At 52.2% G+C, this 24,987-nt stretch carries 26 protein-coding genes; 16 read left to right on the forward strand and 10 right to left on the reverse strand.

What is annotated here, in order from left to right:
• Window positions 1-15: 15 nt before the first annotated feature.
• Window positions 16-675, reverse strand: coding sequence for a helix-turn-helix domain-containing protein (locus ACOQH0_RS09395; RefSeq protein WP_421512094.1), 660 nt, complete (start codon window positions 673-675; stop codon window positions 16-18).
• 432 nt (window positions 676-1,107) lie between these two features.
• On the opposite strand from ACOQH0_RS09395, the gene ACOQH0_RS09400 reads away from it, so the two are divergent.
• The 7 genes from ACOQH0_RS09400 to fliB all read left to right on the forward strand — a co-directional run bounded on the left by ACOQH0_RS09400 (window position 1,108) and on the right by fliB (window position 8,420).
• Complete coding sequence (locus ACOQH0_RS09400; RefSeq protein WP_029485046.1) at window positions 1,108-1,638, forward strand: fimbrial protein; 531 nt, start codon at window positions 1,108-1,110, stop codon at window positions 1,636-1,638.
• Between the two features lie 61 nt (window positions 1,639-1,699).
• Window positions 1,700-2,377, forward strand: a complete 678-nt coding sequence (locus tag ACOQH0_RS09405) for a molecular chaperone (RefSeq protein WP_348556591.1) — start codon at window positions 1,700-1,702, stop codon at window positions 2,375-2,377.
• A gap of 28 nt (window positions 2,378-2,405) precedes the next feature.
• Window positions 2,406-4,943: a fimbria/pilus outer membrane usher protein gene (locus tag ACOQH0_RS09410; RefSeq protein ID WP_421512096.1), complete on the forward strand. Its 2,538-nt coding sequence runs from the start codon at window positions 2,406-2,408 to the stop codon at window positions 4,941-4,943.
• A 1-nt stretch (window position 4,944) separates the two neighbouring features.
• A complete protein-coding gene (locus tag ACOQH0_RS09415; protein ID WP_421512097.1) occupies window positions 4,945-5,895 on the forward strand; it encodes a fimbrial protein in 951 nt (316 codons plus the stop codon).
• 10 nt (window positions 5,896-5,905) lie between these two features.
• Window positions 5,906-6,418 (forward strand): fimbrial protein, encoded by a 513-nt coding sequence (locus ACOQH0_RS09420; protein ID WP_420985564.1) that lies wholly within the window; start codon window positions 5,906-5,908, stop codon window positions 6,416-6,418.
• Between the two features lie 39 nt (window positions 6,419-6,457).
• Complete coding sequence (locus ACOQH0_RS09425) at window positions 6,458-7,099, forward strand: helix-turn-helix transcriptional regulator (RefSeq protein WP_420985565.1); 642 nt, start codon at window positions 6,458-6,460, stop codon at window positions 7,097-7,099.
• 103 nt (window positions 7,100-7,202) lie between these two features.
• Window positions 7,203-8,420, forward strand: a complete 1,218-nt coding sequence (fliB, locus tag ACOQH0_RS09430) for a flagellin lysine-N-methylase (protein ID WP_421512099.1) — start codon at window positions 7,203-7,205, stop codon at window positions 8,418-8,420.
• Between the two features lie 41 nt (window positions 8,421-8,461).
• On the opposite strand, the gene fdhF is transcribed toward fliB, so the two are convergent.
• From fdhF to ycgZ, 4 genes are all read right to left on the reverse strand, one after another.
• Window positions 8,462-10,612, reverse strand: coding sequence for a formate dehydrogenase subunit alpha (fdhF, locus tag ACOQH0_RS09435; protein WP_421512101.1), 2,151 nt, complete (start codon window positions 10,610-10,612; stop codon window positions 8,462-8,464).
• A 190-nt stretch (window positions 10,613-10,802) separates the two neighbouring features.
• Window positions 10,803-11,081 (reverse strand): biofilm development regulator YmgB/AriR family protein, encoded by a 279-nt coding sequence (locus ACOQH0_RS09440; protein ID WP_010430215.1) that lies wholly within the window; start codon window positions 11,079-11,081, stop codon window positions 10,803-10,805.
• 29 nt (window positions 11,082-11,110) lie between these two features.
• Window positions 11,111-11,431 carry a hypothetical protein gene (locus tag ACOQH0_RS09445; RefSeq protein ID WP_256459723.1) on the reverse strand — a complete coding sequence of 107 codons (321 nt, stop codon included), beginning with the start codon at window positions 11,429-11,431 and terminating at the stop codon, window positions 11,111-11,113.
• A 4-nt stretch (window positions 11,432-11,435) separates the two neighbouring features.
• Window positions 11,436-11,675 (reverse strand): regulatory protein YcgZ, encoded by a 240-nt coding sequence (ycgZ, locus tag ACOQH0_RS09450; RefSeq protein WP_010430219.1) that lies wholly within the window; start codon window positions 11,673-11,675, stop codon window positions 11,436-11,438.
• A gap of 343 nt (window positions 11,676-12,018) precedes the next feature.
• Between ycgZ and ACOQH0_RS09455 the strand changes: the two genes are divergently transcribed.
• Together ACOQH0_RS09455 and ACOQH0_RS09460 are read left to right on the forward strand one after the other, a co-directional pair.
• Window positions 12,019-13,239 (forward strand): diguanylate phosphodiesterase, encoded by a 1,221-nt coding sequence (locus tag ACOQH0_RS09455; RefSeq protein ID WP_420986624.1) that lies wholly within the window; start codon window positions 12,019-12,021, stop codon window positions 13,237-13,239.
• 185 nt (window positions 13,240-13,424) lie between these two features.
• A complete protein-coding gene (locus ACOQH0_RS09460; protein ID WP_421512103.1) occupies window positions 13,425-14,159 on the forward strand; it encodes a MerR family transcriptional regulator in 735 nt (244 codons plus the stop codon).
• A gap of 154 nt (window positions 14,160-14,313) precedes the next feature.
• On the opposite strand, the gene ACOQH0_RS09465 is transcribed toward ACOQH0_RS09460, so the two are convergent.
• Both ACOQH0_RS09465 and ACOQH0_RS09470 read right to left on the reverse strand, forming a co-directional pair.
• Complete coding sequence (locus tag ACOQH0_RS09465; RefSeq protein WP_421512104.1) at window positions 14,314-14,805, reverse strand: Hcp family type VI secretion system effector; 492 nt, start codon at window positions 14,803-14,805, stop codon at window positions 14,314-14,316.
• Between the two features lie 241 nt (window positions 14,806-15,046).
• A complete protein-coding gene (locus ACOQH0_RS09470; RefSeq protein WP_214594116.1) occupies window positions 15,047-15,571 on the reverse strand; it encodes a DUF2778 domain-containing protein in 525 nt (174 codons plus the stop codon).
• A 442-nt stretch (window positions 15,572-16,013) separates the two neighbouring features.
• On the opposite strand from ACOQH0_RS09470, the gene sufA reads away from it, so the two are divergent.
• The 7 genes from sufA (at window position 16,014) to ldtE (ending at window position 22,642) form a co-directional block, all read left to right on the forward strand.
• Entirely contained in the window at window positions 16,014-16,382 is a 369-nt protein-coding gene (sufA, locus tag ACOQH0_RS09475; protein ID WP_010430228.1) for a Fe-S cluster assembly scaffold SufA, read from the forward strand.
• Window positions 16,383-16,390: 8 nt separating this feature from the next.
• Complete coding sequence (gene sufB, locus ACOQH0_RS09480; protein WP_010430231.1) at window positions 16,391-17,881, forward strand: Fe-S cluster assembly protein SufB; 1,491 nt, start codon at window positions 16,391-16,393, stop codon at window positions 17,879-17,881.
• Between the two features lie 9 nt (window positions 17,882-17,890).
• Entirely contained in the window at window positions 17,891-18,637 is a 747-nt protein-coding gene (gene sufC, locus ACOQH0_RS09485; RefSeq protein ID WP_238460212.1) for a Fe-S cluster assembly ATPase SufC, read from the forward strand.
• Window positions 18,612-19,883, forward strand: coding sequence for a Fe-S cluster assembly protein SufD (gene sufD / locus ACOQH0_RS09490; protein ID WP_421512105.1), 1,272 nt, complete (start codon window positions 18,612-18,614; stop codon window positions 19,881-19,883). The genes sufC and sufD overlap by 26 nt, the downstream gene beginning before the upstream one ends.
• Window positions 19,880-21,100 (forward strand): cysteine desulfurase SufS, encoded by a 1,221-nt coding sequence (gene sufS / locus ACOQH0_RS09495; protein WP_421512106.1) that lies wholly within the window; start codon window positions 19,880-19,882, stop codon window positions 21,098-21,100. The genes sufD and sufS overlap by 4 nt, the downstream gene beginning before the upstream one ends.
• A 14-nt stretch (window positions 21,101-21,114) precedes the next feature.
• A complete protein-coding gene (gene sufE / locus ACOQH0_RS09500) occupies window positions 21,115-21,531 on the forward strand; it encodes a cysteine desulfuration protein SufE (protein ID WP_100166932.1) in 417 nt (138 codons plus the stop codon).
• A gap of 97 nt (window positions 21,532-21,628) precedes the next feature.
• Window positions 21,629-22,642 carry a L,D-transpeptidase LdtE gene (gene ldtE / locus ACOQH0_RS09505; protein WP_421512107.1) on the forward strand — a complete coding sequence of 338 codons (1,014 nt, stop codon included), beginning with the start codon at window positions 21,629-21,631 and terminating at the stop codon, window positions 22,640-22,642.
• Window positions 22,643-22,702: 60 nt separating this feature from the next.
• Here the strand turns inward: ldtE and lpp are convergent, their stop codons facing one another.
• The 3 genes from lpp to ACOQH0_RS09520 all read right to left on the reverse strand — a co-directional run bounded on the left by lpp (window position 22,703) and on the right by ACOQH0_RS09520 (window position 24,967).
• Complete coding sequence (lpp, locus tag ACOQH0_RS09510) at window positions 22,703-22,939, reverse strand: murein lipoprotein Lpp (protein ID WP_010430241.1); 237 nt, start codon at window positions 22,937-22,939, stop codon at window positions 22,703-22,705.
• A gap of 311 nt (window positions 22,940-23,250) precedes the next feature.
• Window positions 23,251-24,663, reverse strand: a complete 1,413-nt coding sequence (pykF, locus tag ACOQH0_RS09515; RefSeq protein WP_010430242.1) for a pyruvate kinase PykF — start codon at window positions 24,661-24,663, stop codon at window positions 23,251-23,253.
• Between the two features lie 7 nt (window positions 24,664-24,670).
• Window positions 24,671-24,967, reverse strand: a complete 297-nt coding sequence (locus tag ACOQH0_RS09520) for a hypothetical protein (RefSeq protein ID WP_419716694.1) — start codon at window positions 24,965-24,967, stop codon at window positions 24,671-24,673.
• Window positions 24,968-24,987 lie beyond the last annotated feature (20 nt).

A 24,987-nucleotide genomic window follows, 5' to 3' on the forward strand; every position in this document is an offset into this window, starting at 1 on the left:
GATATAAATGTGAGGTCAGTACTTTCGGGGTAAGTGATGGATATCCATCAGCACTCCGCGCGCCATAGTGATGTATTTACCCGTTCGTAACTCCGCCAGAATACGCATAATACCGCTACGGGAAAGATAGGTTCGGCTTTTGATATAAGCCGCGGCGGTCGTGTTGAGCCTTATCGCCTCAGGCTCCTGCATCAGTTCAACAAGCTGAAAGCGGATGATGTCGTAAGCCGACATTTGCGATATCTGGGCACAGTGTTCATAGACGCGTGAGGCGGTATAGATCAGCAGGTTAGAAAAATGCTCCCACAGATTTTGCTGCGCAACGATGCAATTAAAACGCTCCAGCGACACAGCCGCGACTTCGGAGGTTTCCAGCGCCCTGACATAAAGATGCTCAGAGGAGAACTGGCTGCTTACACCCAGAATAAAGGGCGCTGATTCAGAATTTAAGACAATACCATCTCCACGGCGGTGTAATGCCACGCTCCCCTGGATCAGTAAAAAACACTGGCGAATATCGCTCTTGTAATAGTGAACCACTTCCCCTCTGGACAGTATTTTCCTTTCTGCTGAAGGAAGTAGGGTATCGATAATTTTTTCAATGTGCTTATAGGGTTTTAGGTGGAGCACGGTGAAATTGTCTTTACTATATTCTTTATCCATTCGGGTGTTCATCAGCTGCCTCATTCACTCATGCGATCATTTTTTGATCGGCATAGAGAATTATCTTAAAAAACAGCATCTCAGGGAATGATCGAAGCAGGTCTAATAATAGACTGATGGATGTTTAAAATCTAATCTTATGAATTTAAAGGATTTGCATTAAGAGTCTAAAAGTAGACCCTGAATAATCTGTCTAAGGTTTATCTAAAAAGAGATGTTTCGTGATTGTTAAATGTCAGTCTACAGCTAGACCTCAAAAGAATTGTGTACGGAATAAGAGTTGGTTAAATTTTGACTCGTCGACAGGAATGCTCAGACTTCTATTCGTGAGTCATTTATCGGGTTCCTGACAAAAATAAAAGGCAATGCTCAGGTTAATTGAAACTTGTGGGGAACGTTTGCCCGGATTTCAGTAATAAATAAAGTGATACAGGGTAGGGTATGATGAAAAAGAAAATGATGATGGCAATGCTGGCAGTGAGTTCTGCACTGCCGATGACGCAGGCTTTTGCTGCAGCGGGTACCGTTAATTTTAACGGTAATATTCTGGATTCCGCCTGCGACGTTGATGTGGCTTCTCAGAATCAGGTCGTCGTATTAGGCGATTATTATAAAACTGAATTCCCGACAACGGGAGCCAGAACCGCTGCCACACAATTCAGTATTGTATTGAAAAACTGTCCGGTCACGGTGACTAACGCGAAAGTGCGCTTTGACGGTACGCCTGATTTAAGCAACGCCAGCCTGCTGGCGATTGACTCCTCGGTGGCAGGGGCGGCAACAGGGGTGGCAATCAACCTGATGAGCGCCGATAAGGCCGATCTGCCTCTGCATGGCAGCAACAGCTATTCCTATGCACTGAGCAGCACCGCAGATAATACGCTGAACTTCTATGCGCAGTATATTTCGACCGCCGCGTCAGTCACTGCCGGTCCGGCAAACTCGGTCGCGAACTTCTCCGTGGTTTACAACTGAGTTTTTGCAGCAATCAGTAGGGGGCCCAACCCGGCCCCTTTGTTTTAAGAGGTTTTTTCCCATGCATTTTATCAGAACAACAGGGCTGGCGGTGGCGCTGTTACCGTTGGCATTAATGACGGCCAATGCCGGGGTTATTATTGGTGGTACGCGCGTTATTTTCGAGGGTGCGAAGAAAGAAACCACAATCAATATTACTAACCCTGACAATACTCCTTATTTAATCCAGTCCTGGATAGATATGCAGGATGGGGTGGCGGGTAAAGCGCCGTTTATTATTACGCCGCCGCTGTATCGCCTGGACGGTGGACAAAAAAACCTTGAGCGTATTGTAATGACGGGTTCCCTGCCTCAGGAGCAGGAAAGTTTATTTTGGTTGAATATTAAAGCGATTCCCTCAGCCTCAAAACAGATGAACGCCCTGCAAATTGCGGTAAAGACGCGGATTAAATTAATTTATAGGCCTGAAGGTCTGCGTGCGTCAACTCCGGAAGAACAAGCGAATAAATTAACGTGGCAACAATCAGGGAATGCGATTCAGGTGAATAATCCCACGCCCTACGTGATCAATTTCAATGAGATTACCCTGGGCGGGCGAAAACTTGATGATGTGACCTATGTTTTACCCGGCGCATCAGCCCGGTTTTTATTACCTGAAGGGGTGAGTGGTCATTCTCTCACATTTAAAGTCATTAATGACTATGGCAGTCCTGGCACCGCACATCAAGCCAGTTTCTGATGCTCGTGCATTCATTAGGTTTCCTGCAATGACAACCTCAACGCATAGGATACGGCCTGCTCGTCTGGCGATATTTATCGCCTGCGCACTTGCCGGTTCATCACCGGCACTTTATGCCAGTGAAACGTTTAATACGGAACTGGTTGAGCTGGATAATCCTGGAATGGGCAAAGCAGACCTGTCGGCTTTTGAAACTGGCTCCCAGGCACCGGGAACGTACCATGTTGACATCATTCTTGACGACCAGTTAATGGAGACCCGCGATATCGCCTTTGCCGCAGTGAAAAGCGACAACGGTAATGAAATATTACAGCCTTGCCTGAGCATCGACCAGTTAAAACAGTGGGAAGTGAAAACCGCGCTATTTCCTCAGATTGCTTCGGGAAAAAGTGACTGCGCGGATCTTCAGGCCATTCCGCAAGCCAGTACCGATTTTCAGTTTGGCGCTCAGCGCCTTCTGATCAGCATTCCACAGGCGGCGATCGATCTGCCCGCGCGAGGCTATGTGTCGCCAGAGATGTGGGATGAGGGGATCGCGGCGGCCATGCTCAATTACAGCCTGAGCGGCGCGAACACCCGGGCGAGCCACGGTGAAGTCAACAGCAGCGACAGCCAGTATGCCAACCTGCGTCCGGGGATCAATATCGGTCCGTGGCGTCTGCGCAATTACTCCACGTGGTCACGGGACGGTTCCGGTCAGGGCAGGTGGGACGCCGTCTATACCTACGCGCAGCGTGCCGTGATCCCCCTGAAAGCACAGCTGACGCTTGGAGACAGTTCTGCACCTGCTGACGTGTTTGACAGTATGCCGTTTCGCGGCGCTCAGCTGGCATCTGATGACGACATGCTGCCAGATTCCCTGAAGGGGTATGCCCCTGTCGTGCGGGGTATCGCGCGCACCAATGCACAGGTTGTGGTGCGTCAGAATGGTTATCAGATCTACCAAAGCTACGTAGCACCCGGTGCATTCGAGATTACGGATATGTATCCGACCGGAGGGGCAGGCGATCTGGACGTGACGATCAAAGAAGCCGATGGCAGCGAGCAACATTCCATACTGCCGTATGCGTCGTTGCCGGTACTGCAGCGTGAAGGCCGTCTGAAATATGCCCTCACCGGGGGGCAATATCGATCCTATAACCACAGCGTGGACAACACGCCTTTCGGGCAACTTACCGGCATTTATGGCCTGAAGTACGGGATCACCCTCTATGGCGGAGTGCAGGGCTCAAGCAGATATCGTTCGTTGGCTATGGGGGTGGGTAAGAACATGGGCGATTTCGGCGCGCTCTCAGCAGACGTCACGCAGGGTTGGTCAACGCCGGATAACACAGCCAAAACCAACGGTCAGTCCTTTCGCGCGAGGTATAGCAAGAATTTCGTGAATACCGGGACGAACGTTTCCATCGCGGGATACCGCTATTCAACCCGCGGTTATTACGGGATGCAGGAGGTGCTGGATTCTTACGGAGACAGCAGCGCGCTTCAGGAGAGGCGGCGTAACCGCGCAGAGCTGACGATGAGCCAGACGCTGGGCGGCGACCTTGGGTCTCTAACCCTTAGCGCGGCGCGGGAAGATTACTGGAACACCGGTAAGTCGATGGCTTCCTGGAGTGTCGGATACAACAACGACTGGCATAACATCAGCTACGGGGTGACCTGGACATACAGTAAAAATGCCAGCGCTGCGTCATACGGCAGCGGGAAAACCTATGACCATGACCAGCAGCTGGCATTCAACGTCAGCGTGCCGCTGGATAAATTCCTGCCGCGGACGTGGGCCAACTATGCCATGAGCGCCAGCAAGAATAACGGCACCACGCACAATATCGGCATGAACGGCGTTGCGCTGGAAAACAGCGCGCTCAACTGGAACGTGCAGCAGGGTTACGGCACGAACGGCGTGGGTTACACCGGCAACATGAACGGTGATTACAAAGGCACCTACGGCGAACTGACGGCGGGCTATGGCTACGACAAAAACAGCGAGCGTCTGAATTACGGGCTGCAGGGGGGCATACTCGCACATGGCGATGGCGTCACGTTTTCTCAGCCGCTGGGTGAGACGAATGCCCTGATAAAAGCGCCCGGTGCGCGGGGTGTCGATATCCGAAATCAGTCCGGAGTACGAACGGATTATCGCGGTTATACGGTGGTCAGTAATTTGTCCGTCTACCGAAAAAACGATCTCATCCTCGATCCGGAAAATATGCCTGACGATGTTGAGCTGGAGATCAATACCCGTACGGTCACCCCGACACGCGGGGCGGTGGTGAGAGCGGACTACCTTTCCAGAGTCGGACGTCGGGTGCTGATGACCCTGACAGACAACAACCGTCCCGTCCCGTTTGGAGCCGTGGTCACCCTCGCGGGTGAGCGTAACAACAGTTTCATCGTGGGCGATGGCGGCCAGGTGTATTTGACCGGCATGAGCGAGCAGGGGACGTTAGTTGCGACCTGGGGAAACCAGGGCAGCCAACAGTGCCGTGCTGATTTCAGCCTGCCGAAACAATCAACCTACAGTGGAATAACGGACGTGAGTGCCACGTGTCGCCAGGAGCATTAACATGAAATTCATTCAGGCTATTTTACTGCTCTATTTACTCACGGGCTGGAATAACAGCGTGCGTGCAGGGACCTGCACGACAATAACACCGCAAATTTCCACGCTGTCGGTGGGCACGATTAATGTCCAGCGCGATGCGCCTGTCGGGACGGTGGTATTTTCCGGCGCGGCCACCTATACGGGATCCTATCTTACCGGGTGCAGTAATCCATTAATGCTCGGATTTAGCATGCGCTATAACAACGCTACGTTGAGCAGCTATGGCAACCATGTTTACAACACCAATATCAGCGGAATTGGGATTCGTTTTTCTTCGAATAACAACTTTGAAAATCCGGCCAATACGTTTTCTTATAATGCGCAGACCTCTTATGTTGACTGGTACGGCGGAAAAATTGAACTTGTGGTCACCGGTCCGGTTTCGTCTGGAGCCTTAACGCCGGGGGTCATAGGCGTAGTGACGCTTCAGGGGAGCGACGGCGTCTACCGTGACGGCCTGACGACCCAGCTCACCAGCGGGACAATCAATGCGCTTGCATGCAGTATTACCACGCCTCATCTGACGTTCCCTATTGGCGATATCTCCGCCTCAGCGTTTGGCACGGCGATCGGAACCACGCCCACGGGCGCGCAGAATACGCAAAACCTGGGGGTAAACTGCAGTCCCGGAACCAATATTAGCGTTTCGCTTGGCGGAATTCAGAACCCGGACAGCAGCAATACCAGCGTAATGGCGCTAACGGGACAGGGGATGACCGGTACGGCAAAAGGCGTGGGCGTGCAACTTTTATATAACGGCACGCCGCTGGTGTTGAATAGCCGCCTGCTCTTAAAACAATCTTCGGGCGGACAAGAGACGCTGCCGTTAACGGCGCGATATTACCAGACGTTAACGTCTGTCGAATCCGGCGCGGCCAATGCCTCTGCCACGCTTAATTTGACCTACCAGTAGCAGGTAAATGATGAAAATATCGCACAAGAAACTGCTCTTTCTCGCCTTGCTGAGCTGGACGGCCTTTTCCGCCGATAACGTGAATCTTGACGTGACGGGAAATATCGTGGCCTCGCCCTGCATATTTAATGGCGGGAATACGCAGTTGGATATTAATCTCGGCAATATTCAGGCGACAAACATGGTGACGCCGGGTTCATCCTCCGACCCGGTGACGTTTAATCTGCAGTTTACGCAGTGTCCCGCGGGGACGCGCAGCGTGACGGTCTCCTTCACCGGAAACCCCGATCCGGTTGCCGGGGCGGACTACTACATGAACAGCGGCTCGGCAACGAACGTGGCGGTTGCCATGCGTGAGGCGGGGACCGGCATGCTCAAAGGAACGGGCTCCAGCATGACGCAAAATATTGCAGCAGACCGAACGGCCAGCATGCCCATGCAGGCATCGGTGATATCCCAGGCCGGTGGCGCGACGCCGGGAAGCATCAGTGCGGTTGTTGTGATGACGATGCAATACAACTGAATGCCGGAAAGCGTATTTATCATGAGACGTGGGGGAGCTATGTTGAATATCCTGATTCAGGAAACGGATTTATTCTTTCAGGCTGGGCTGCAGTATTTTTTCGAGGATTTTTTTGCGCATAATTTTCATCGACCCATCCATTTTAACGCAGGCCTGACCGAGGACAACGTCATTCAGGCCGATATTATTGTCCTTTCGCTCTGTCAGGGTGAAACGCTGACCTGTTTTCCTGAATTGCAGGTCCGGGAAAAAGGGATTGTGATAGGTCTGGTGGATGACGAGCACCGTTTTTCCGCGTTGCCCTCCTGTTTTCAGGACATCATTTTCCTCTCTCGCCGTGCTTCGCTGGATCGTATAAGCGGCGCATTGTTTATCGCCTTGTTCAGGACGCAATTACCGGGACACACCTGGAATAAAAAATCCTGTTTCGAATGCCAGCATAAAGTCCTGTCACCGCAACAGATTCGAATTATGGTGAATTTCTATCAGGGGCACTCGGTTGTGCAGACCGCCAACATATTAAAGATGAGTGATAAAACGGTCTTTACCCATAAATATATGATGATGCAGAAGTTTAACCTGCGAAGTGATTACGAGTTGATCGTTCTGCTCAGAAGGTTAATGGAGAAAAAAAGTCGGCCAAACCTGCTTCGCGATTACCTGGAAAATAATTATGCGTAACGGCTAATGGTCTGAATAACCCGCTGTTCTGTTGAGTTATGGCGCTATCGATTTCGCCTGAGGCAATGTTATTTTCATTGGTTTTAAATAATGACCCATTCGTATGCAAATTCATAAGACCATCAAGCCGATTTTTGTGAGTAAATTCCAGTGCGTCGGGCCTGAGTGCCTGATGTCCTGTTGCCGTGGTTGGACAATTTCCATTGATAAGAAAACACATGGAAAATACATTTCCTCAACGCATGCGGACATTTCTCGTCTTGCGAAAGCGAACCTCATTCCACTGCGCAAAGGGAAAAATAGCTATTCGAGAGTGAAGCTGGACGAGAAGGGCGACTGTCCCTTTATCGACGAAAATAAACTCTGTCTGATACACCGTGAATTAGGGGAAAGCGCGCTGTCCCACACCTGTAGCACCTATCCGCGAGGTTCTACCCGCTACGAAGATGAAACCCGGCACACCATGACGCTCTCCTGTCCTGAAGTGGTTCGGTTAGTGCTCTTCGACGCGGATGCCATGCTGCTTCAGGAGCAGGAAACTCTGCGGGCAGTCTACAAAACTAACCTCATCGGACGTCGTCAGTCTATGACTGACGTGACTCAGGTTATCCATTTTTTTGCCTGGAACTTAATCCAGTCTCCATCTCTTAACGTTGAAGAGAACCTGATGGCGCTGGCGCAGTTTATTTTATGCCTGCAGCACGTAAATTTCGATTTGCATCATAAATTTGAGCAGGTTGAAGATTATTATGAAATGCTGATGGCTGAACTGAAAAATGGCCATTCTCTCTTACAGGCCAATAATATTGGTCAATCAAATGCGATGAAATATCTTGCCTTGTCCGTTATGGGGACGAATGTTGCACGTTTTTCTGCGAGAGAAGAGACCATCCTGAAGGGGCATAAAGCCATTGCTGACTATCTGGATTTTGCTAATCATCAAGACACGGTGGAGCTGGATAAAAAATTTGCTGACCTCAATCTGCAGTGGCGCAAATTATGCGAGAGCAGCTGCCTGTCCGAACCGCATGTCTTACGTAATTACTTGTTATATAAACTGTATAGCAGCTATTTTCCGGGCAACAGCATCGACACAATTTTGCGTCAGTTTTATCGCATGGTTCTGGATTTCTACTATCTGAAAGTCTTCCTCAGTGTGAAATCGATGCAGGAAACGATCGACCAGCAGGTCGTCATGAAAACCATCGCAGGCTTTTCGGAAAAGACGATGCATAACCAGAGCATGGATGCACGGCTCGATTTTGCGATTGATAAAATTAACGGCGGGGATGATTTATCCTGTCTGCTGCTGATTGGTTAAACGATCCGTAATAAGAGGCTCGCGGTGCGAGCCTCATTTCTTCAAACATTTACCGCACTGATTAACCGCGACTTCATGGACTGGTAGGCCGACGCCGCAAAGTCCTCGGCCCAGCGCTGATCTTCAATCGCCTCCAACTGCACCGCACAATACTTCGTTTCCGGCGTTTTGGAGACGGGGTCGAGGTTATCCTGGGTCAGCTCGTTGCAGGCGCCAATCCACCACTGATAGGTCATGTAGACGGCTCCGGCGTTGATGCGTTCGCTGATACTGGCGCGGGTGATCACTTTACCCCGGCGTGAACGTACCCAGACCAGTTGGCCGTCAGCAATTCCCAGTCTATGGGCATCGGCAGGGTTCATCTGGACGCGTCCAGGCTCGTCTGCCAGGCTTTGCAGCGCCGCGCAGTTTCCGGTCATGGAGCGACAGGAGTAGTGCCCCACCTCCCGTACCGTGCACAGCACCAGCGGGTAATCCTCATCCGGGGTTTCCGCTGGCGCGCGCCACTGCGCGGCGAAGAGCTGCCCTTTGCCCGTTGGGGTGTCGAACTGATTGTCCTTGTACAGGTAGGGCGTACCGGGGTGATCGAGCGTCGGACACGGCCACTGAACATGGCCCATCTCGCCCATTTTTGCGTAGGTCACGCCGTAGAACAGCGGGCACAGCTCGCGCATTTCGTCCCAGATCTGCTGGTTGTCGTCGTAATGCATCGGGTAGCCCATCTCCGTCGCCAGCAGGCTGATGATCTCCCAGTCGCGCTTCACGTTGCCGCTGGCCTCAATGGCTTTCCCGAAACGCTGGAAGCCACGATCGGCGCAGGTAAAGACACCGCCGTGTTCACCCCATGAGGTGGCCGGTAACAGCACGTCCGCCACTTCCGCCGTTTTGGTCATAAAGATGTCCTGAACCACCACAAAATCGAGCGCGTCGAAACCGCGACGGACCAGGCCGAGATCGGCTTCTGTCTGAAGCGGATCTTCCCCCATGATGTAATACGCTTTGACCTTACCTTCCAGCGCAAGATGCGGCACTTCGGTGATGCGCGTCCCGACGCGATCGTCCATTCTGTTGACGTCTATCTTCCACGCATCGGCAAATTTCTGTCTGACCGCCGGGTCCATTACCTCCTGATAGCCGGGGAACATATTGGGTAGAACGCCCATGTCACACGCGCCCTGAACGTTGTTTTGCCCGCGCACCGGGCCAACGCCGACCGCCGGACGGCCCAGATTGCCCGTCAGCAGCGCCAGGCTGGAAAGGCCTTTCACCACATCGACCGCCTGACCAAACTGGGTAACACCCATCCCCCACATTACCGTCGCTGACGGTGCCGCCGCGAACGTGCGCATTGCCTGACGCACATCGCGCGCGGGGATGCCCGTCAGATGCTCCACGCGCTCTGGCGCGTAATCTTTGACGATCTGTCGGTACGCCTCCAGCCCTTCCGTAAAACGCGCGACGTAGTTTTTGTCGTACAGTTCCTCTTCCAGCAGCACATAGCCAAAGGCATTCACCAGCGCCATGTTGCTGCCGTTTTTCAGCTGAAGATGCTGATCGGCAATGCGTGCCGTTTCAATGCGACGCGGATCGCAGACGATGATTTTTGCGCCATTCTCACGCGCTTTCAGCACGCGCCGGGCGACGATAGGGTGAGAGTCTGCGCAGTTATAGCCGAACACCAGCAGGCATTTTGAGTTTTCAATGTCGTTGATCGCGTTACTCATGGCGCCGTTACCGAGCGTCTCCTGCAAACCGGCAACCGAAGGGCCATGGCAGACGCGTGCACAGCAATCGACGTTGTTGGTATTAAGCACGGCACGGGCGAATTTCTGCATGACATAGTTGGTCTCATTACCCGTTCCTCGCGAGGAGCCGGTGGTCATGATTGACCGTGGACCAAACTGTTCTTTGATGCTCTTGAGCCTGTGGGCGGTATAGCGAATGGCCTCTTCCCAGGTGACGGGGGTGAACGCCTCTCCTTTGTTGTAGCGGATCATGGGCTGCGTCAGGCGGGGGGTGAGCAGGCGGGTGTCGTTAAGGAAATCCCAGCCGTAGAATCCTTTCAGGCAAAGCGTGCCCTGATTGGTGACGCCGTCTGCTGCTTCGGCTCGGATAATACGGTTATTTTCAACGACGAGGTTAAGTTTGCAGCCTGCACCGCAGTATGGGCAGACGCTGGCGATTTTTTTCATCAATAACAGACCTGTTAAGAAATGAAGCAATGTTTAACTGGAAAGCCCAGTCCCTTATTGGGCTTAAGCAGGAACCATGCCACATTGCTTGTGCTTGATTTACAGGGTGTTATGGAAGGATGGGGGTGTCATCGTCAGGCTGTTCGTCAGAATTGACGATGACATGTTCGCTTTTTTGTGAGGAAGGGGGTCAAAGATCGTCCATGGTGTAGCCGACGACGATCTCCAGCGTCTTGCGGATCACATCCGCCTGAACGACATCGTCAGTGGCTTCCAGCGTCTGGATCAGCCAGAGGATAATGGCCTTATTGGTCAGATGCCCTTCAGACGCAAGGACACAGCGTACTGCAGTAGAAAAAACAGCGGACTCTTCAGCAAAACGTTCGCCTGCATGACGGAAGTATTCCGATAACGCACTGTCTAGAAAAGCAGAGTGAAATTCGGGTTGAAGCTGAATATTTTGTCTCATTTGTTCTCACCGTAGCTGTATGGTTGCAGTCAATGTATCTTCTTTGGATCGGACGGTTTTCCATTACCCAATAACGGCACTACATTGTCTCGACTCTCTCTGAGAGATCCCTCTCTTTTTGGTCGTCCGTGTGCGGTTCTGCGACGTTTAAAGGCGAGGTCATTTGAACCGATTTCGGCAATCACCCTCGCAAGTGTCTCCCGCCGCTGGGGATCCTTTTCATGTGCTTTCATATTGCGCAGACGCTGGATGAGACCTTCGGTTGTCACGGGGCCACGCTCTCTCAGAAGAGAAAGAACGGCTTCACCGATTAGCTGGTCGATCAGGCGATCTGCGTCACTACTGTTCATCACGTTACCGTTCGAAAAGCAGTCCAAGCAGCATGTGATAATGCTGTTCCTCTTCCGGGCCTTCAGCCCTTTCGAGGCGACTTAAAAGTTTGGTACAGAGCGATTTGCGATTGAGATGTCGCCCGTCGCTAAGAATTTCAACAACCACCTGACCCAGCGTCTCCTGCTGAGTAGGTAGCGCGGCTTTCTCGAAGTACTGCGCGATTGCTGCTGCTGAATCTGCGACATAACCGTTCTGGTTCATGTTTCGCTCCTGTAAATATCCGTAATCAGTAACGTTACAATTAAGGTATACACATTTTCCAAATCTGTACATTTAAAATGTACAGATTTTTAAATTTTTCTTGATATATTTTATAATTTTTATAAATATCAGTTGGTTGTGGTGGCGTTGTTTAACGTTATCGTTGCAGAATATATTGTACAATCTCGATTGTGATCGGAGAGTTGTACAACGGCAAAACCAGGCTTTGTAAATGCGCTAAATCATTGACGTGTAAATTATTTGTTAAGTAATGAATGTGCTATAACAACACTCTATCCACGATCTTTTCGTGGCCGTACCTATAACCCCCCCCAGGAATAGCATGCTAACAACCATCATTTACCGCAGTCATATCTGCGAGGACGTTCCGGTGAAAGCGCTGGAAGAAATGGTAGCTGCTGCAAATCGTAAAAATCGGCACTCCGATGTCACGGGGATCTTGCTGTTTAACGGCACACATTTTTTCCAGTTACTTGAAGGGCCTGTTGATAATGTGACGGCCATCTATCAGCATATCTGCCGTGACCCGCGACATCATAATGTGGTGGAACTCATGTGCGATCACGGTCCCTTCCGACGCTTTGGCAACGTGGGCATGGAGCTTTTCGATTTGCGTCAATTTGATACAGACGAAGTGCTCCAGCAGGTGCTTGATAAAGGGACAACGAAGTACCGGTTGACTTATAACGACCGTGCCTTGCAGTTTTTCCGCACCTTCGTTGAGGCCACAGAAAAAGCCAACTATTTTGAACTGCCTCCGGCGAACAGCTGGGATTTTATTCCTGAAGAGACACCCTTATCCGTGCAGTCAGAGGTTGTGGCAAAAGGTGCAGATTGCAGCTTTGCGTTTCAACCTATCGTCGATCCCTTTATGCAACAGATTGTCTCCTGGGAAGCACTGATTCGTACCCCCGAAGGGGATTCTCCTGCGGCCTATTTTCAGACTCTGCCGCAAGACGCGCTTTATGAGGCCGATCTGAAGAGCAAGCAGGTGGCACTGTCGATGGCCAGCGCGCTGGGGCTACACACCCAAACGCTGTCCCTCAATCTGCTGCCAATGACGCTGGTTAACGTGCCTGACGCGGTTGATTTCCTGCTCACGGTCATTGAGGCGAATGGTTTTGTGCCGGAACAGATCGTTGTCGAGTTCACGGAGAGTGAAGCGATCTCCCGCTTTGACGAATTTACACACTCAGTCAGGCAGTTAAAGAGCGCGGGAATCAGCGTGACGATCGATCACTTTGGCGCAGGGTTTGCCGGGCTGCAGCTGCTGGCGCAGTTCCAGCCGGACAGAATTAAGATTAATCGGGATTTGATAGCCAACGTGCACAAAAGCGGCCCGCGCCAGGCGATTGTACAAGCCATCATCAAATGCTGCGCGTCCCTGGAAATCCAGTTCTGCGCGGTGGGGGTAGAGCTGGCTGAGGAGTGGATGTGGCTGGAATCCGCCGGGATTTCGCAGTTTCAGGGGCATCTGTTCGCCAGCCCGCGTCTGGGCGGGATCCCGGCTGTTGCCTGGCCTGAGAAAAAGAACGATTTCTAAAACCTGTACATGACTTAAAGAGTTAACTGTACGAAGAGAGAAATTTGGACAACAATAGATTAACAAGTGAAAGGATTTGACCCCTTTCACTTGTCTCATAACGGGGAGTTGGTTATACAAATGCGTTGTACAATCTGATAAGGTTGGTGCGGTTAGGTATGAAGGTTTTGAGCGTGAGGGAGTTAATGGCCTATTACAGTATCGGCGAAGTCGCCGAACGATGCGGTATCAACCCCGTTACGCTGCGTGCCTGGCAACGCCGTTATGGTTTGTTGAAGCCGCAACGCAGCGAAGGGGGCCATCGTCAGTTTGACGATGAGGATATCCTGCGTATCGAAGAGATCAAGCGCCTGATGAAAACCGGCGTCTCGGTCGGAAAAGTCAAAGCGTTACTGGAAAACAAAGAAGAGCTGACGCAGGGCAACTGGATCTCTTTCCAGGAAGAGATGATGACGGTTCTGCGTTACGCCAGCCCAAGTAAACTGCGCGCCAAAATCGGCGAGTTCCGCCGCGATCACGCGATGGATGCGCTGATCGATAACATTATTTCTCCGGTCAGACAGCGAATGAACCAGGACCAAAACACCGTGCGTCACATGGCGAGTCTTTTTGACGGCGTACTGATCGAATTCGCGGTTGCGAGCCTCGCGGAATCCCGCAAGAAAGCCGGTAAAGATGCTCTCCTGATCGGCTGGGAATGCGACGACCGAACGCATCTTTGGCTTGAAGCCGCGCGTCTGGCACAGAAGGGCTGGCATATTGACGTGCTGGCTGAACCCATCGATTCACCGCGTCCTGAACTGTTCCCGGGGCAAAAAATCTTCGTCTGGACGGGGAAATCCCCCACACCTCGCCAGCAGGAACAACTCGATCACTGGCGTGAACAGGGATTTGCTGTTTCATTTCATCACCGATCGTAAGAGGCCTTGAGGGCCTTTTTTGTTTTTGTCACTTCCTGAGCAAAAGTTAACTGTGCCTGTTTAATGGACAGAGGCTTCATCAGGAGCGTGAAAGCATGAGCACCATTACCAGATAATTCACAAAAGAATAGGCGGCGGTGCTCCTTATTATTACTCAGCTTGTATGGCGCTCATTCCATGCATCTGAAAATTGAATATTACCGTCAATAATTCTCCAGGTGATTTTTTCATATTGAATGCTGACACTTTCAATATGATTCATTTTATCGTTGCCCGCCAGCTTAACATTTGGAACACTACAGTGGACGCCCGTTAATTTCACATTCTCCATAAGAACGGTGTAGTAGCAAACCTCCTGACCTGCATCATTGATGTGATAAAACCTGATTTCTGCGCTTTTCAACGTCTGCCCGGTTGCTGCAGCCTTGTAAAGATATGGTGTAGAGCTATCAACTTCTTTTTCAATCATCATGGATGAGTGCTGGCGGGTGCCGGTGATTTTGCCGTTTGCGCTGTCAACGGGCAAGTTTATGCCGTGGCTAAGGCCGATAATTTCATTACTTCCTTCACGATCTTTTATGTCAACAGATCCTTTGATATCTGCACCGCCATCGTCTTTAAGCCACATATAGGGAGGTATAGGCATTTATTTGTTCCTTATTTTTTTGATTAAATTCATTGTTATAATATAAAAAGGGATGATGATAATTAGCATTATAAGCCAGTCAATAAATGAGTAGGCGTCATACATTGATTCCGCACTCTCATTTCCGGTGATAATCATTGCTGTTGTTCTGGCTAAATCATAGTTAATATATATCTCAGGGCCTGGTAGCATATGACCTACAGTGAGTAATAAAATGAGAAAATAAATAATTTTACATGCCCTACGAGCAAGGTTTTTTAATGTAGCCACCCGCTACGACCTCCACCCATCCCCGCGCCATTAATGACCGCATGCATGGGACCTGAATAAGCGATGTATTCATTAGCGCGTTATGAATCATCGCAAAATCAGACATGTTGGCGATAGTTATGCAACCTTTTGAAACCGTGCCTGGATGGAGCCGGAAATTCCCACGTTTTACGCTTTCTACCCATGTGTAATCATCAATACCCCAGTCATCACGCCACAAAGCAAACCAGTCCGATTTACCAAAAGCATTTCTGCCAATAAATCTGTTAGCTCCATCGTGAATTTCCTCTTTTTTTTGCGAAAACCAGTTACCCTCCCTGCGATCTACAATCCAGTATTTCCCTAAGGGAATAGGACCCGTGTTGGCGACATGTCCGCAACTGGCATTGTTTCTGCTGGCCCCCAACCCGGAGTGCGCCATGAACACGCCCACCCCATACAAATCGAAAGGCGCGTAATCTGCGCCGTTCAGAATCATCTTTCCCTGTAACGCCATATGACACCTATTTTCCATTAAATGTGTATGGTTAATGCTACAGCGATTGATAATGTGATCCAGAGGGACTGCATGATTTTCAGAAAAAGACTCTGATTATCCGGTTGTTTGCGGCTGGGGTAGCACTTGTTTCTGTGCGCCTAAGCGCATTCGTTTGACTATGTTTACGACTATTAAAGAAGCTATCTTAAAAATAGGCATTTCCGATGCATATTTTACTTTTCTCCTGTCCGCCACAAATGCCGCGGAGAAATACATTATTTATCAATGTATTGAACAATTAAATCCATCCTGCCTGCATCCTTCCACAGGGTCTATGCTTAATAAAAGTAACCAAAAAGGGCGGTTTACCCAGATGCCCCTACTGACAGGGGGTTGAAGTGATAATCGTTATCACTAACATGGTGTTATGCCCTGATGGCTATTCAGACGAGGTGGACCTATGGAACTGCATTCAGAAACCTTTAATCCGGCCGATTTTGCCTGGCGTGGTTTAACGCTCACGCCAGCGGCGGCGGCACACATTCACGAGCTGGTGGCGAAAAAGCCCGAGATCCTCGGCGTGCGTTTAGGCGTCAAACAGACCGGATGCGCAGGTTTTGGTTACGTGCTTGATACCGTCACCGAACCCGAGAAAGATGACCTGGTCTTCGAAACCGATGGCGCGAAACTGTTCGTGGCGCTGCAGGCGATGCCCTTTATCGACGGCACCGAAGTGGACTACGTCCGCGAAGGCTTAAACCAGTTATTCAAATTTCATAACCCGAAAGCCCAGAACGAATGCGGCTGCGGCGAAAGCTTTGGGGTATAGGCGGTACTATGTCTCGTAATACTGAAGCAACGAGTGATGTGAACACCTGGAGCGGCGGACACCTGAATTATAAAGAAGGGTTCTTCACGCAGCTGCAGACCGATGAGCTGGCGAAAGGTATCAACGAAGATGTCGTGCGGGCGATCTCGGCCAAACGTAATGAACCTGAGTGGATGCTGGAATTTCGTCTGAGCGCCTTCCGCGCCTGGCTGGAAATGGAAGAGCCGCACTGGCTGAAAGCGCACTACGACAAGCTGAACTATCAGGATTACAGCTACTACTCCGCGCCCTCCTGCGGCAGCTGTGACGACACCTGCGCCTCGCAGCCGGGTGCGGTACAGCAAACCGGCGCAGAAAACAGCTTCCTGAGCAAAGAAGTTGAAGAAGCCTTTAATCAGCTTGGCGTGCCCGTTCGCGAAGGGAGAGAGGTGGCGGTGGACGCCATTTTCGACTCCGTCTCGGTGGCGACTACCTACCGCGAGAAGCTGGCAGAGCAGGGGATCATTTTCTGCTCCTTCGGCGAAGCGATTCACGACCACCCGGAACTGGTGAAAAAGTACATTGGGACAGTGGTGCCCTCTAACGATAATTTCTTCGCGGCGCTCAACGCGGCGGTGGCCTCCGACGGTACCTTTATTTACGTACCAAAAGGCGTACGTTGCCCGATGGAGTTGTCGACTTATTTCCGTATCAACGCGGAAAAAACCGGCCAGTTTGAACGTACCATTCTGGTGGCCGATGAAGGCAGCTACGTCAGCTATATCGAAGGCTGTTCCGCGCCGGTACGCGACAGCTATCAGCTGCACGCGGCGGTGGTGGAGGTCATTATCCACAAAGACGCTGAGGTGAAATACTCCACGGTGCAAAACTGGTTCCCGGGCGACGGCAACACCGGCGGTATTTTGAACTTTGTTACCAAGCGCGCGCTGTGCGAAGGCGAAAACAGCAAGATGTCCTGGACCCAGTCGGAAACCGGCTCGGCGATTACCTGGAAATACCCGAGCTGTATCCTGCGCGGGGATAACTCCATCGGTGAGTTTTACTCGGTGGCGCTGACCAGCGGCCATCAGCAGGCCGATACCGGCACCAAGATGATCCACATTGGTAAAAACACCAAATCCACCATTATCTCGAAAGGGATCTCCGCCGGGCACAGCCAGAACAGCTATCGCGGGCTGGTGAAAATCATGCCGACGGCCACCAACGCGCGTAACTTTACCCAGTGTGACTCGATGCTGATTGGCGCTGACTGCGGCGCGCATACCTTCCCGTACGTCGAGTGCCGTAATAACACGGCCCAGCTTGAGCACGAAGCGACCACGTCGCGCATCGGGGAAGACCAGCTCTTCTACTGCCTGCAGCGCGGGATCAGTGAAGAAGATGCCATTTCAATGATTGTGAACGGCTTCTGTAAGGACGTGTTCTCTGAACTGCCGCTGGAATTCGCCGTTGAAGCACAAAAACTCCTCGCCATTAGTCTTGAACACAGCGTCGGTTAAGGAAAGCACATGTTAAGCATTAAAGATTTACAGGTTAGCGTGGAAGAGAAAGCGATCCTGCGTGGCCTCAATTTTGACGTCAAGCCGGGTGAAGTTCACGCCATCATGGGGCCGAATGGCTCCGGGAAAAGTACGCTTTCCGCGACGCTGGCAGGACGCGAAGATTACGAAGTCACCCACGGCTCCGTCGAGTTTAACGGCAAAGATCTGCTGGAGATGTCGCCGGAAGAGCGGGCTGGGGAGGGCATCTTTATGGCCTTCCAGTACCCGGTAGAAATTCCGGGCGTCAGCAATCAGTTCTTCCTGCAGACGGCGCTGAACGCGGTGCGCAAATATCGCGGTCTCGACGCGCTGGACCGCTTCGACTTCCAGGATCTGATGGAAGAGAAGATCAAGCTGCTGAAAATGCCGGAAGACCTGCTGACCCGTTCGGTTAACGTCGGCTTCTCCGGCGGTGAGAAAAAGCGTAACGACATTCTGCAGATGGCGGTGCTCGAGCCCGAGCTGTGCATTCTTGATGAGACCGATTCAGGCCTGGACATCGACGCCCTGAAGATTGTCGCAGACGGGGTGAACTCGCTGCGTGACGGTAAGCGCTCGTTTATTATCGTCACTCACTACCAGCGCATTCTTGACTACATTAAACCAGACTACGTCCACGTCCTTTACCAGGGGCGCATTGTGAAATCCGGCGATTTCACGCTGGTTAAACAACTGGAGGAGCAGGGTTATGGCTGGCTTACCGAACAGCAGTAATGCACTCCAGCAGTGGCACCGGCTGTTTGAAACGCAGGGGCAATCGCGTTCTGAACAGGCCCAGCAGCACCTTCAGCAGATGCTGCGTCTGGGTCTGCCGACCCGTAAGCACGAAAACTGGAAATACACACCGCTTGATGGCCTGCTGAACGGCGAGTTTGTCACGCGCTCGGCGGACGTCACTCCGGCCCAGCGAGACGGGCTGGCGTTACCTGTGGATGCGTTGCGTCTGGTCTTTGTCGACGGCGTGTTTCACCCGGAACTCAGTGACGAGACGCGACACAGCGGCTTCGAAATCGCCGTGAATGACGTTCATCAGAGTCTGGCCGCACCGGTACAGCCGGAGGTCTTTCTGCATCTCACCGAAAGTCTGGCGCAGTCTGTGACGCATATCAGCGTAAAACGTAACCAGCGTCCGGCGAAGCCGCTGCTGCTGATGCACATCACTCAGGGGCTGGACGGTGACGAAATCAACACCGCGCACTATCGCCACCATCTTGAACTGGCGGAGGGGGCAGAGGCCACGGTGATTGAACATTACGTCAGCCTCAACGAGACGCGCCACTTTACCGGCTCGCGTCTGACGATGAATGTGGCGGCCAATGCCCAGCTTCACCACATCAAGCTGGCGTTTGAGAACCCGCAGAGCCACCACTTTGCCCATAACGACATTTTACTTGGGCAAGATGCCGCGGCCTACAGCCATAGCTTCCTGCTCGGCAGCGCGGTGCTGCGCCACAATACCAGCACCCAGCTTAACGGTGAAAATACCACGCTACGCATTAACAGCCTGGCGATGCCGGTCAAATCTGAAGTGTGCGACACGCGCACCTGGCTTGAGCACAACAAAGGCTATTGCAACAGCCGTCAGCTGCATAAAACTGTCGTCAGCGACAAAGGGCGCGCAGTGTTTAACGGCCTGATTAACGTGGCCCAGCACGCCATTAAAACCGACGGACAGATGACCAACAACAACCTGCTGCTGGGGCGTCTGGCGGAAGTGGACACCAAACCGCAGCTGGAGATCTACGCCGATGACGTGAAATGCAGCCACGGGGCGACGGTCGGGCGGATTGACGATGAGCAGATGTTCTACCTGCGCTCCCGCGGTATCGATCGGCAGGCGGCGCAGAAGATGATCATCTACGCGTTTGCCGCCGAGCTGACTGAAGCGCTGCACGATGGCGCGTTAAAACAGCAGGTGCTGGCCCGTATAGGTCAGCGTCTGCCTGGAGGCGAAGCATGAGTTTTCCCGTCGAGAAAGTACGGGCAGATTTTCCCGTTCTGACCCGTGAAGTGAACGGTCTACCGCTGGCCTATCTGGACAGCGCGGCCAGCGCGCAGAAACCGAATCAGGTGGTGGATGCAGAAGCCGAATTCTATCGTCACGGCTACGCCGCCGTGCATCGCGGTATTCATACCCTGAGCGCCGATGCGACCCAGCGCATGGAAAACGTGCGCACGCAGATTGCCGCCTTCCTCAACGCGCAATCGCCTGAAGAGCTGGTCTTCGTGCGCGGCACAACCGAAGGGATCAACCTAGTCGCCAACAGCTGGGGCAACGCGCAGGTGCATGCGGGCGATAACATCGTCATCACGCAAATGGAGCACCACGCCAATATCGTGCCGTGGCAAATGCTCTGTGAGCGCGTTGGCGCGCAGCTGCGGGTGATCCCGTTGAATGCCGACGGGACGCTTCAGCTTGAGCAGCTTGACGCGTTGCTGGATGAGCGCACGCGGCTGGTGGCGGTCACCCAGGTTTCTAACGTCCTGGGGACTGAGAACCCGGTGGCGGAGATTATCGCAAAGGCCCATCAGGCAGGGGCGAAGGTACTGATTGACGGCGCGCAGGCGGTGATGCACCACGCGGTTGATGTCCAGGCGCTGGACTGTGACTTCTACGTTTTTTCAGGCCATAAGCTCTATGGGCCGACCGGGATAGGCGTGCTGTACGTCAAAGAGGCGATCCTGCAGGCGATGCCGCCGTGGGAAGGGGGCGGGTCGATGATCGCCACCGTTAGCCTGTCGGAGGGCACCACCTATGCGCGCGCGCCGTGGCGCTTTGAGGCGGGCACGCCAAACACCGGCGGTATTATTGGTCTGGGGGCGGCCATCTCCTGGGTCTCCTCAATTGGCCTTGACGCCATTCAGGAATACGAACAGGTGCTGATGCACTATGCGCTTGCCCAGCTTGCCAGCGTACCGGATCTAACCTTATACGGCCCGGCTGACCGACAGGGTGTGATTGCGTTTAATCTGGGTAAACATCACGCCTATGACGTGGGCAGTTTTCTGGATAATTATGGCGTGGCGGTCCGTACCGGGCATCACTGCGCCATGCCCCTGATGGCGTTTTACCAGGTGCCGGCAATGTGCCGCGCGTCGCTGGTAATGTACAACACAACGGAAGAGGTCGACAGGCTGGTGGCGGGGCTTAAGCGCATTCACCAGTTGCTGGGCTAACGGAGAGGCGAAAGATGGCAGAACTGCCGGATAAAGATAAATTGCTGCGCAACTTCGGGCGTTGCGCTAACTGGGAAGAAAAATATCTCTATATTATTGAGTTGGGGCAGCGTTTAGCGCCGCTCAGCGAAGAGGCGCATAACCCGGATAATATTATTCAGGGCTGCCAGAGCCAGGTGTGGATTGTGATGAAGCAATCTGACGATGGCACTATCGAATTACACGGCGACAGCGACGCTGCGATTGTGAAAGGGCTTATTGCCGTCGTCTTTATCCTCTATCACCAGATGTCGGCGCAGGACATTGTCGCTTTTGATGTTCGTCCCTGGTTCGAAAAAATGGCGCTCACCCAACATCTCACCCCGTCCCGATCCCAGGGACTGGAAGCGATGATCCGCGGCATTCGCGCCAAAGCTGCAATCCTTAGCTAGACTTACAGAACAGCATTCATTCTGTTTCGCGAGGTGGTTCCCGCCTCGCTGGTTTTTCAGCTTTCTGGCGTTCTGTCAGTGAATAAGGAATCTCAGCATGAAGCGCGCGTCTCTAATAACTCTATTACTCCTTGGTTCGCTCGGTGTGCTTAATTCGGCCCGGGCGGTGGATTATCCGTTGCCGCCCGCAGGCAGCCGTCTGATTGGGCAAAATCAAACCTACACGATTCAGGAAGGCGACAATAAACTGCAGACCATTGCCCGCCGGTTTAATACGGCTGCCCAGCTTATTCTTGAAACCAATAATACCATTGCACCGGTGAACCCCGCGCCGGGGACGGTGATCACCATTCCTTCTCAAATGCTGCTGCCGGATACCCCGCGGGAAGGGATCGTGGTCAACCTGGCTGAGCTTCGGCTTTACTATTTCCCGCCGGGGGAGAATATTGTTCAGGTCTTCCCGCTCGGTATCGGGCAGCTGGGACTGGAAACGCCGGTGACGACCACCCGCGTGAGTCAGAAAATCCCTAATCCAACCTGGACACCGACAGCGGGCATCAGGGCGCGCTCTCTGGCGCAAGGAATTAAATTGCCGCCGGTCGTGCCAGCAGGGCCAAATAATCCGTTAGGACGCTTTGCGCTGCGTTTAGGCGTAGGGAATGGTGAATATCTTATCCACGGCACTAGCGCGCCGGATAGCGTCGGTTTACGGGTCAGTTCAGGCTGTATGCGGATGAACGCGCCGGATATCAAAGCGCTGTTTGGGCAGGTGCGTGTTGGCACGCGGGTCCAGATTATCAATGAGCCGGTGAAGTTTGCCGTCGAGCCGGACGGGAAACGCTACATCGAAGTACACCGTCCGTTAGCACAGGTTGAGGGGGAAAACCCACAGGTTGCGCCCATTAGCCACTCCGAAGATTTCGCGTCCTTCGTGTCTCAATCGGGGAGTGATAAAGCGCTTATCGATAAAGCCCTGTCACGTCGTGCGGGGATCCCGGTGGCAGTATCTGCCGGTAATGGCCCATCCGCCAGCAACAGCGTGTTGTCGGTGCAGAACAGTCGGGTGTCAGCTGCGGTAGCCGAAGAGGAAGGGGAGAGGGTGACGCAGTAGGGGTTTGACGAAGGCAAAAAAAATGGCGCACAATGTGCGCCATTTTATTAACAGGTACTATTACTTACGGTATTTAGTAGCCTGGTTGTCCAGACGCTGGTTAGCGCGAGCTGCGTCGTCTTTAGCAGCCTGAACGTCGGAACGGATTGCGTTCACGTCGTTGCTCAGCTGGTCAACTTTAGCGTTCAGAGTCTGAACGTCAGAAGACAGCTGATCGATTTTAGCGTTGCTGGAGCAACCTGCCAGCAGAGTAGAACCCAGGATTACCGCGCCCAGTACCAGTTTAGTACGATTCATTATTAATACCCTCTAGATTGAGTTAATCTCCATGTAGCGTTACAAGTATTACACAAAGTTTTTTGGGTTGAGAATATTTTTTTGATGGGAATACGCCTATTTTTGATCGTTCGCTCAAAGAAGCAACGAATTTGGCCTTTTTGTCGAAAAAGCCATGTTAAAAAAGGCATTTTTCATCGGATTCATCTTAGATAAATCGCAATTAAATAGAAAAACCCGATTTGCTTTTTGAATAGATAGGGCTAATGACAGGAATAAAAAAAGCGCCCCGAAGGACGCTTTCTATCAAAAAATAATTCGTTCGGGAATTATTACAGTACGTGAACAGATGCAGTGTTAGTGGTACCTGCTGGAACCAGGGCACCAGAAACCATCACCACAACGTCGCCTTTCTGTGCCAGACCGCTTTCCAGCGCCATCGCTTTACCCTGAATGTAGAAATCGTCGGTAGACGCGATCTCTTTCACCAGATGGGCAACCACGCCTTTGCTCAGCACCAGTTGACGCGCGGTGGTTTCATTGGTGGTCAGGGCCAGGATGGTGGCATCCGGGAAGTATTTACGCACTGCACGAGCAGATTTACCGCCCTGGGTCGCTACCACGATCAGCGGTGCGTCCAGTTTCTCAGCGGTTTCAACTGCACCGCGGCACACAGCTTCGGTGATGCGCAGTTTACGGCTGTCGTTGTTGAAGTCCAGACGGCTGGTCATCACGCGGTCAGTACGCTCGCAGATGGTCGCCATGATGCCGACCGCTTCCAGCGGGTATTTACCCTTCGCTGATTCACCGGACAGCATCACTGCATCGGTACCGTCGAGGATGGCGTTCGCCACGTCGCCTGCTTCAGCGCGGGTAGGGCGTGGGTTTTTGATCATGGAGTCCAGCATCTGCGTTGCAGTGATAACCACTTTACGCGCGCGAACGCATTTCTCGATCATCATCTTCTGCGCGAAGATCACTTCTTCAACCGGGATCTCAACACCCAGGTCGCCACGTGCAACCATGATGCCGTCAGACGCTTCGAGAATTTCGTCGAAGTTGTTCAGGCCTTCCTGGTTTTCGATTTTGGAGATGATCTGGATCTTCTCGCCGCCGTGCGCTTTCAGGTGCTCACGGATCTCAACCACGTCAGAACGCTTACGGATGAAGGATGCAGCAACGAAATCAACACCTTGCTCGCAACCAAAGATCAGGTCCTGTTTGTCTTTTTCAGCCAGTGCTGGCAGCGCGATAGAAACGCCCGGCAGGTTAACGCCTTTGTTCTCGCCCAGGTCGCCGTTGTTCAGCACTTTACAGATAACCTTGTTACCTTCGATAGCGGTAACTTCCATACCGATCAGGCCATCGTCCACCAGCACGGTGTTGCCGACGGACAGATCGCTGGTGAAGCCTTCGTAGGTCACTGCAACGATTTCGCTGTTACCAACAACGGATTTGTCGGTGGTGAAGGTGAAGGTCTGGCCCGCTTTCAGAGAAACGTCGTTACCGCCTTCCAGTTTGATGGTACGGATTTCCGGACCTTTGGTATCCAGCAGAATAGCGGCTTTTTTGCCGGTCTTGCTCATCACGTTGCGCAAGTTCTGGATACGCTGGCCGTGCTCTGCATAGTCGCCGTGGGAGAAGTTCAGACGCATCACGTTCATGCCGGCATCCAGCATTTTGCTCAGCATCTCTTCAGATTCGGTTTTCGGGCCGATAGTACAAACAATTTTCGTCTTTTTCATGACAGTCTTAGTCTTTAAGTTGGGAAGGATATGGAAATCTCGCTCCGGGGGCGCACCGCCGCGGAGTCAAACCTGTGTTGCAAAAGAGTATATGACACGCACTAAGGATAGGAGACATCAAATGAGCGTGCAGAAGAAAGTGTGCCTGAGTGTCAGCCCAACGAAGGAGAGGAGAAGTTGTACGTTGTTTTTTGTATTCCAAGCGCTGAAACCATTCACCAGGGATTTGGCGCGCATTATACGCTGATTTTAAGATAAAAGGAAAATGGAAACAGCGTTTCAAAAATAATCTGTGCAGATTCACATAAGTTTGTTATCAAGGCG

It is taken from the genome of Enterobacter sp. JS8-1 (assembly GCF_049187015.1).
GTDB lineage: Bacteria > Pseudomonadota > Gammaproteobacteria > Enterobacterales > Enterobacteriaceae > Enterobacter > Enterobacter mori.

What these genes read in the sequence shown, in the direction of transcription:
- ACOQH0_RS09395 (WP_421512094.1), bottom strand. Translation starts at nt 675, where the DNA reads ATGAACACCCGAATGGATAAAGAATATAGTAAAGACAATTTCACCGTG.
- ACOQH0_RS09400 (WP_029485046.1), top strand. Translation starts at nt 1,108, where the DNA reads ATGAAAAAGAAAATGATGATGGCAATGCTGGCAGTGAGTTCTGCACTG.
- ACOQH0_RS09405 (WP_348556591.1), top strand. Translation starts at nt 1,700, where the DNA reads ATGCATTTTATCAGAACAACAGGGCTGGCGGTGGCGCTGTTACCGTTG.
- ACOQH0_RS09410 (WP_421512096.1), top strand. Translation starts at nt 2,406, where the DNA reads ATGACAACCTCAACGCATAGGATACGGCCTGCTCGTCTGGCGATATTT.
- ACOQH0_RS09415 (WP_421512097.1), top strand. Translation starts at nt 4,945, where the DNA reads ATGAAATTCATTCAGGCTATTTTACTGCTCTATTTACTCACGGGCTGG.
- ACOQH0_RS09420 (WP_420985564.1), top strand. Translation starts at nt 5,906, where the DNA reads ATGAAAATATCGCACAAGAAACTGCTCTTTCTCGCCTTGCTGAGCTGG.
- ACOQH0_RS09425 (WP_420985565.1), top strand. Translation starts at nt 6,458, where the DNA reads ATGTTGAATATCCTGATTCAGGAAACGGATTTATTCTTTCAGGCTGGG.
- fliB (WP_421512099.1), top strand. Translation starts at nt 7,203, where the DNA reads ATGCAAATTCATAAGACCATCAAGCCGATTTTTGTGAGTAAATTCCAG.
- fdhF (WP_421512101.1), bottom strand. Translation starts at nt 10,612, where the DNA reads ATGAAAAAAATCGCCAGCGTCTGCCCATACTGCGGTGCAGGCTGCAAA.
- ACOQH0_RS09440 (WP_010430215.1), bottom strand. Translation starts at nt 11,081, where the DNA reads ATGAGACAAAATATTCAGCTTCAACCCGAATTTCACTCTGCTTTTCTA.
- ACOQH0_RS09445 (WP_256459723.1), bottom strand. Translation starts at nt 11,431, where the DNA reads ATGAACAGTAGTGACGCAGATCGCCTGATCGACCAGCTAATCGGTGAA.
- ycgZ (WP_010430219.1), bottom strand. Translation starts at nt 11,675, where the DNA reads ATGAACCAGAACGGTTATGTCGCAGATTCAGCAGCAGCAATCGCGCAG.
- ACOQH0_RS09455 (WP_420986624.1), top strand. Translation starts at nt 12,019, where the DNA reads ATGCTAACAACCATCATTTACCGCAGTCATATCTGCGAGGACGTTCCG.
- ACOQH0_RS09460 (WP_421512103.1), top strand. Translation starts at nt 13,425, where the DNA reads ATGGCCTATTACAGTATCGGCGAAGTCGCCGAACGATGCGGTATCAAC.
- ACOQH0_RS09465 (WP_421512104.1), bottom strand. Translation starts at nt 14,805, where the DNA reads ATGCCTATACCTCCCTATATGTGGCTTAAAGACGATGGCGGTGCAGAT.
- ACOQH0_RS09470 (WP_214594116.1), bottom strand. Translation starts at nt 15,571, where the DNA reads ATGGCGTTACAGGGAAAGATGATTCTGAACGGCGCAGATTACGCGCCT.
- sufA (WP_010430228.1), top strand. Translation starts at nt 16,014, where the DNA reads ATGGAACTGCATTCAGAAACCTTTAATCCGGCCGATTTTGCCTGGCGT.
- sufB (WP_010430231.1), top strand. Translation starts at nt 16,391, where the DNA reads ATGTCTCGTAATACTGAAGCAACGAGTGATGTGAACACCTGGAGCGGC.
- sufC (WP_238460212.1), top strand. Translation starts at nt 17,891, where the DNA reads ATGTTAAGCATTAAAGATTTACAGGTTAGCGTGGAAGAGAAAGCGATC.
- sufD (WP_421512105.1), top strand. Translation starts at nt 18,612, where the DNA reads ATGGCTGGCTTACCGAACAGCAGTAATGCACTCCAGCAGTGGCACCGG.
- sufS (WP_421512106.1), top strand. Translation starts at nt 19,880, where the DNA reads ATGAGTTTTCCCGTCGAGAAAGTACGGGCAGATTTTCCCGTTCTGACC.
- sufE (WP_100166932.1), top strand. Translation starts at nt 21,115, where the DNA reads ATGGCAGAACTGCCGGATAAAGATAAATTGCTGCGCAACTTCGGGCGT.
- ldtE (WP_421512107.1), top strand. Translation starts at nt 21,629, where the DNA reads ATGAAGCGCGCGTCTCTAATAACTCTATTACTCCTTGGTTCGCTCGGT.
- lpp (WP_010430241.1), bottom strand. Translation starts at nt 22,939, where the DNA reads ATGAATCGTACTAAACTGGTACTGGGCGCGGTAATCCTGGGTTCTACT.
- pykF (WP_010430242.1), bottom strand. Translation starts at nt 24,663, where the DNA reads ATGAAAAAGACGAAAATTGTTTGTACTATCGGCCCGAAAACCGAATCT.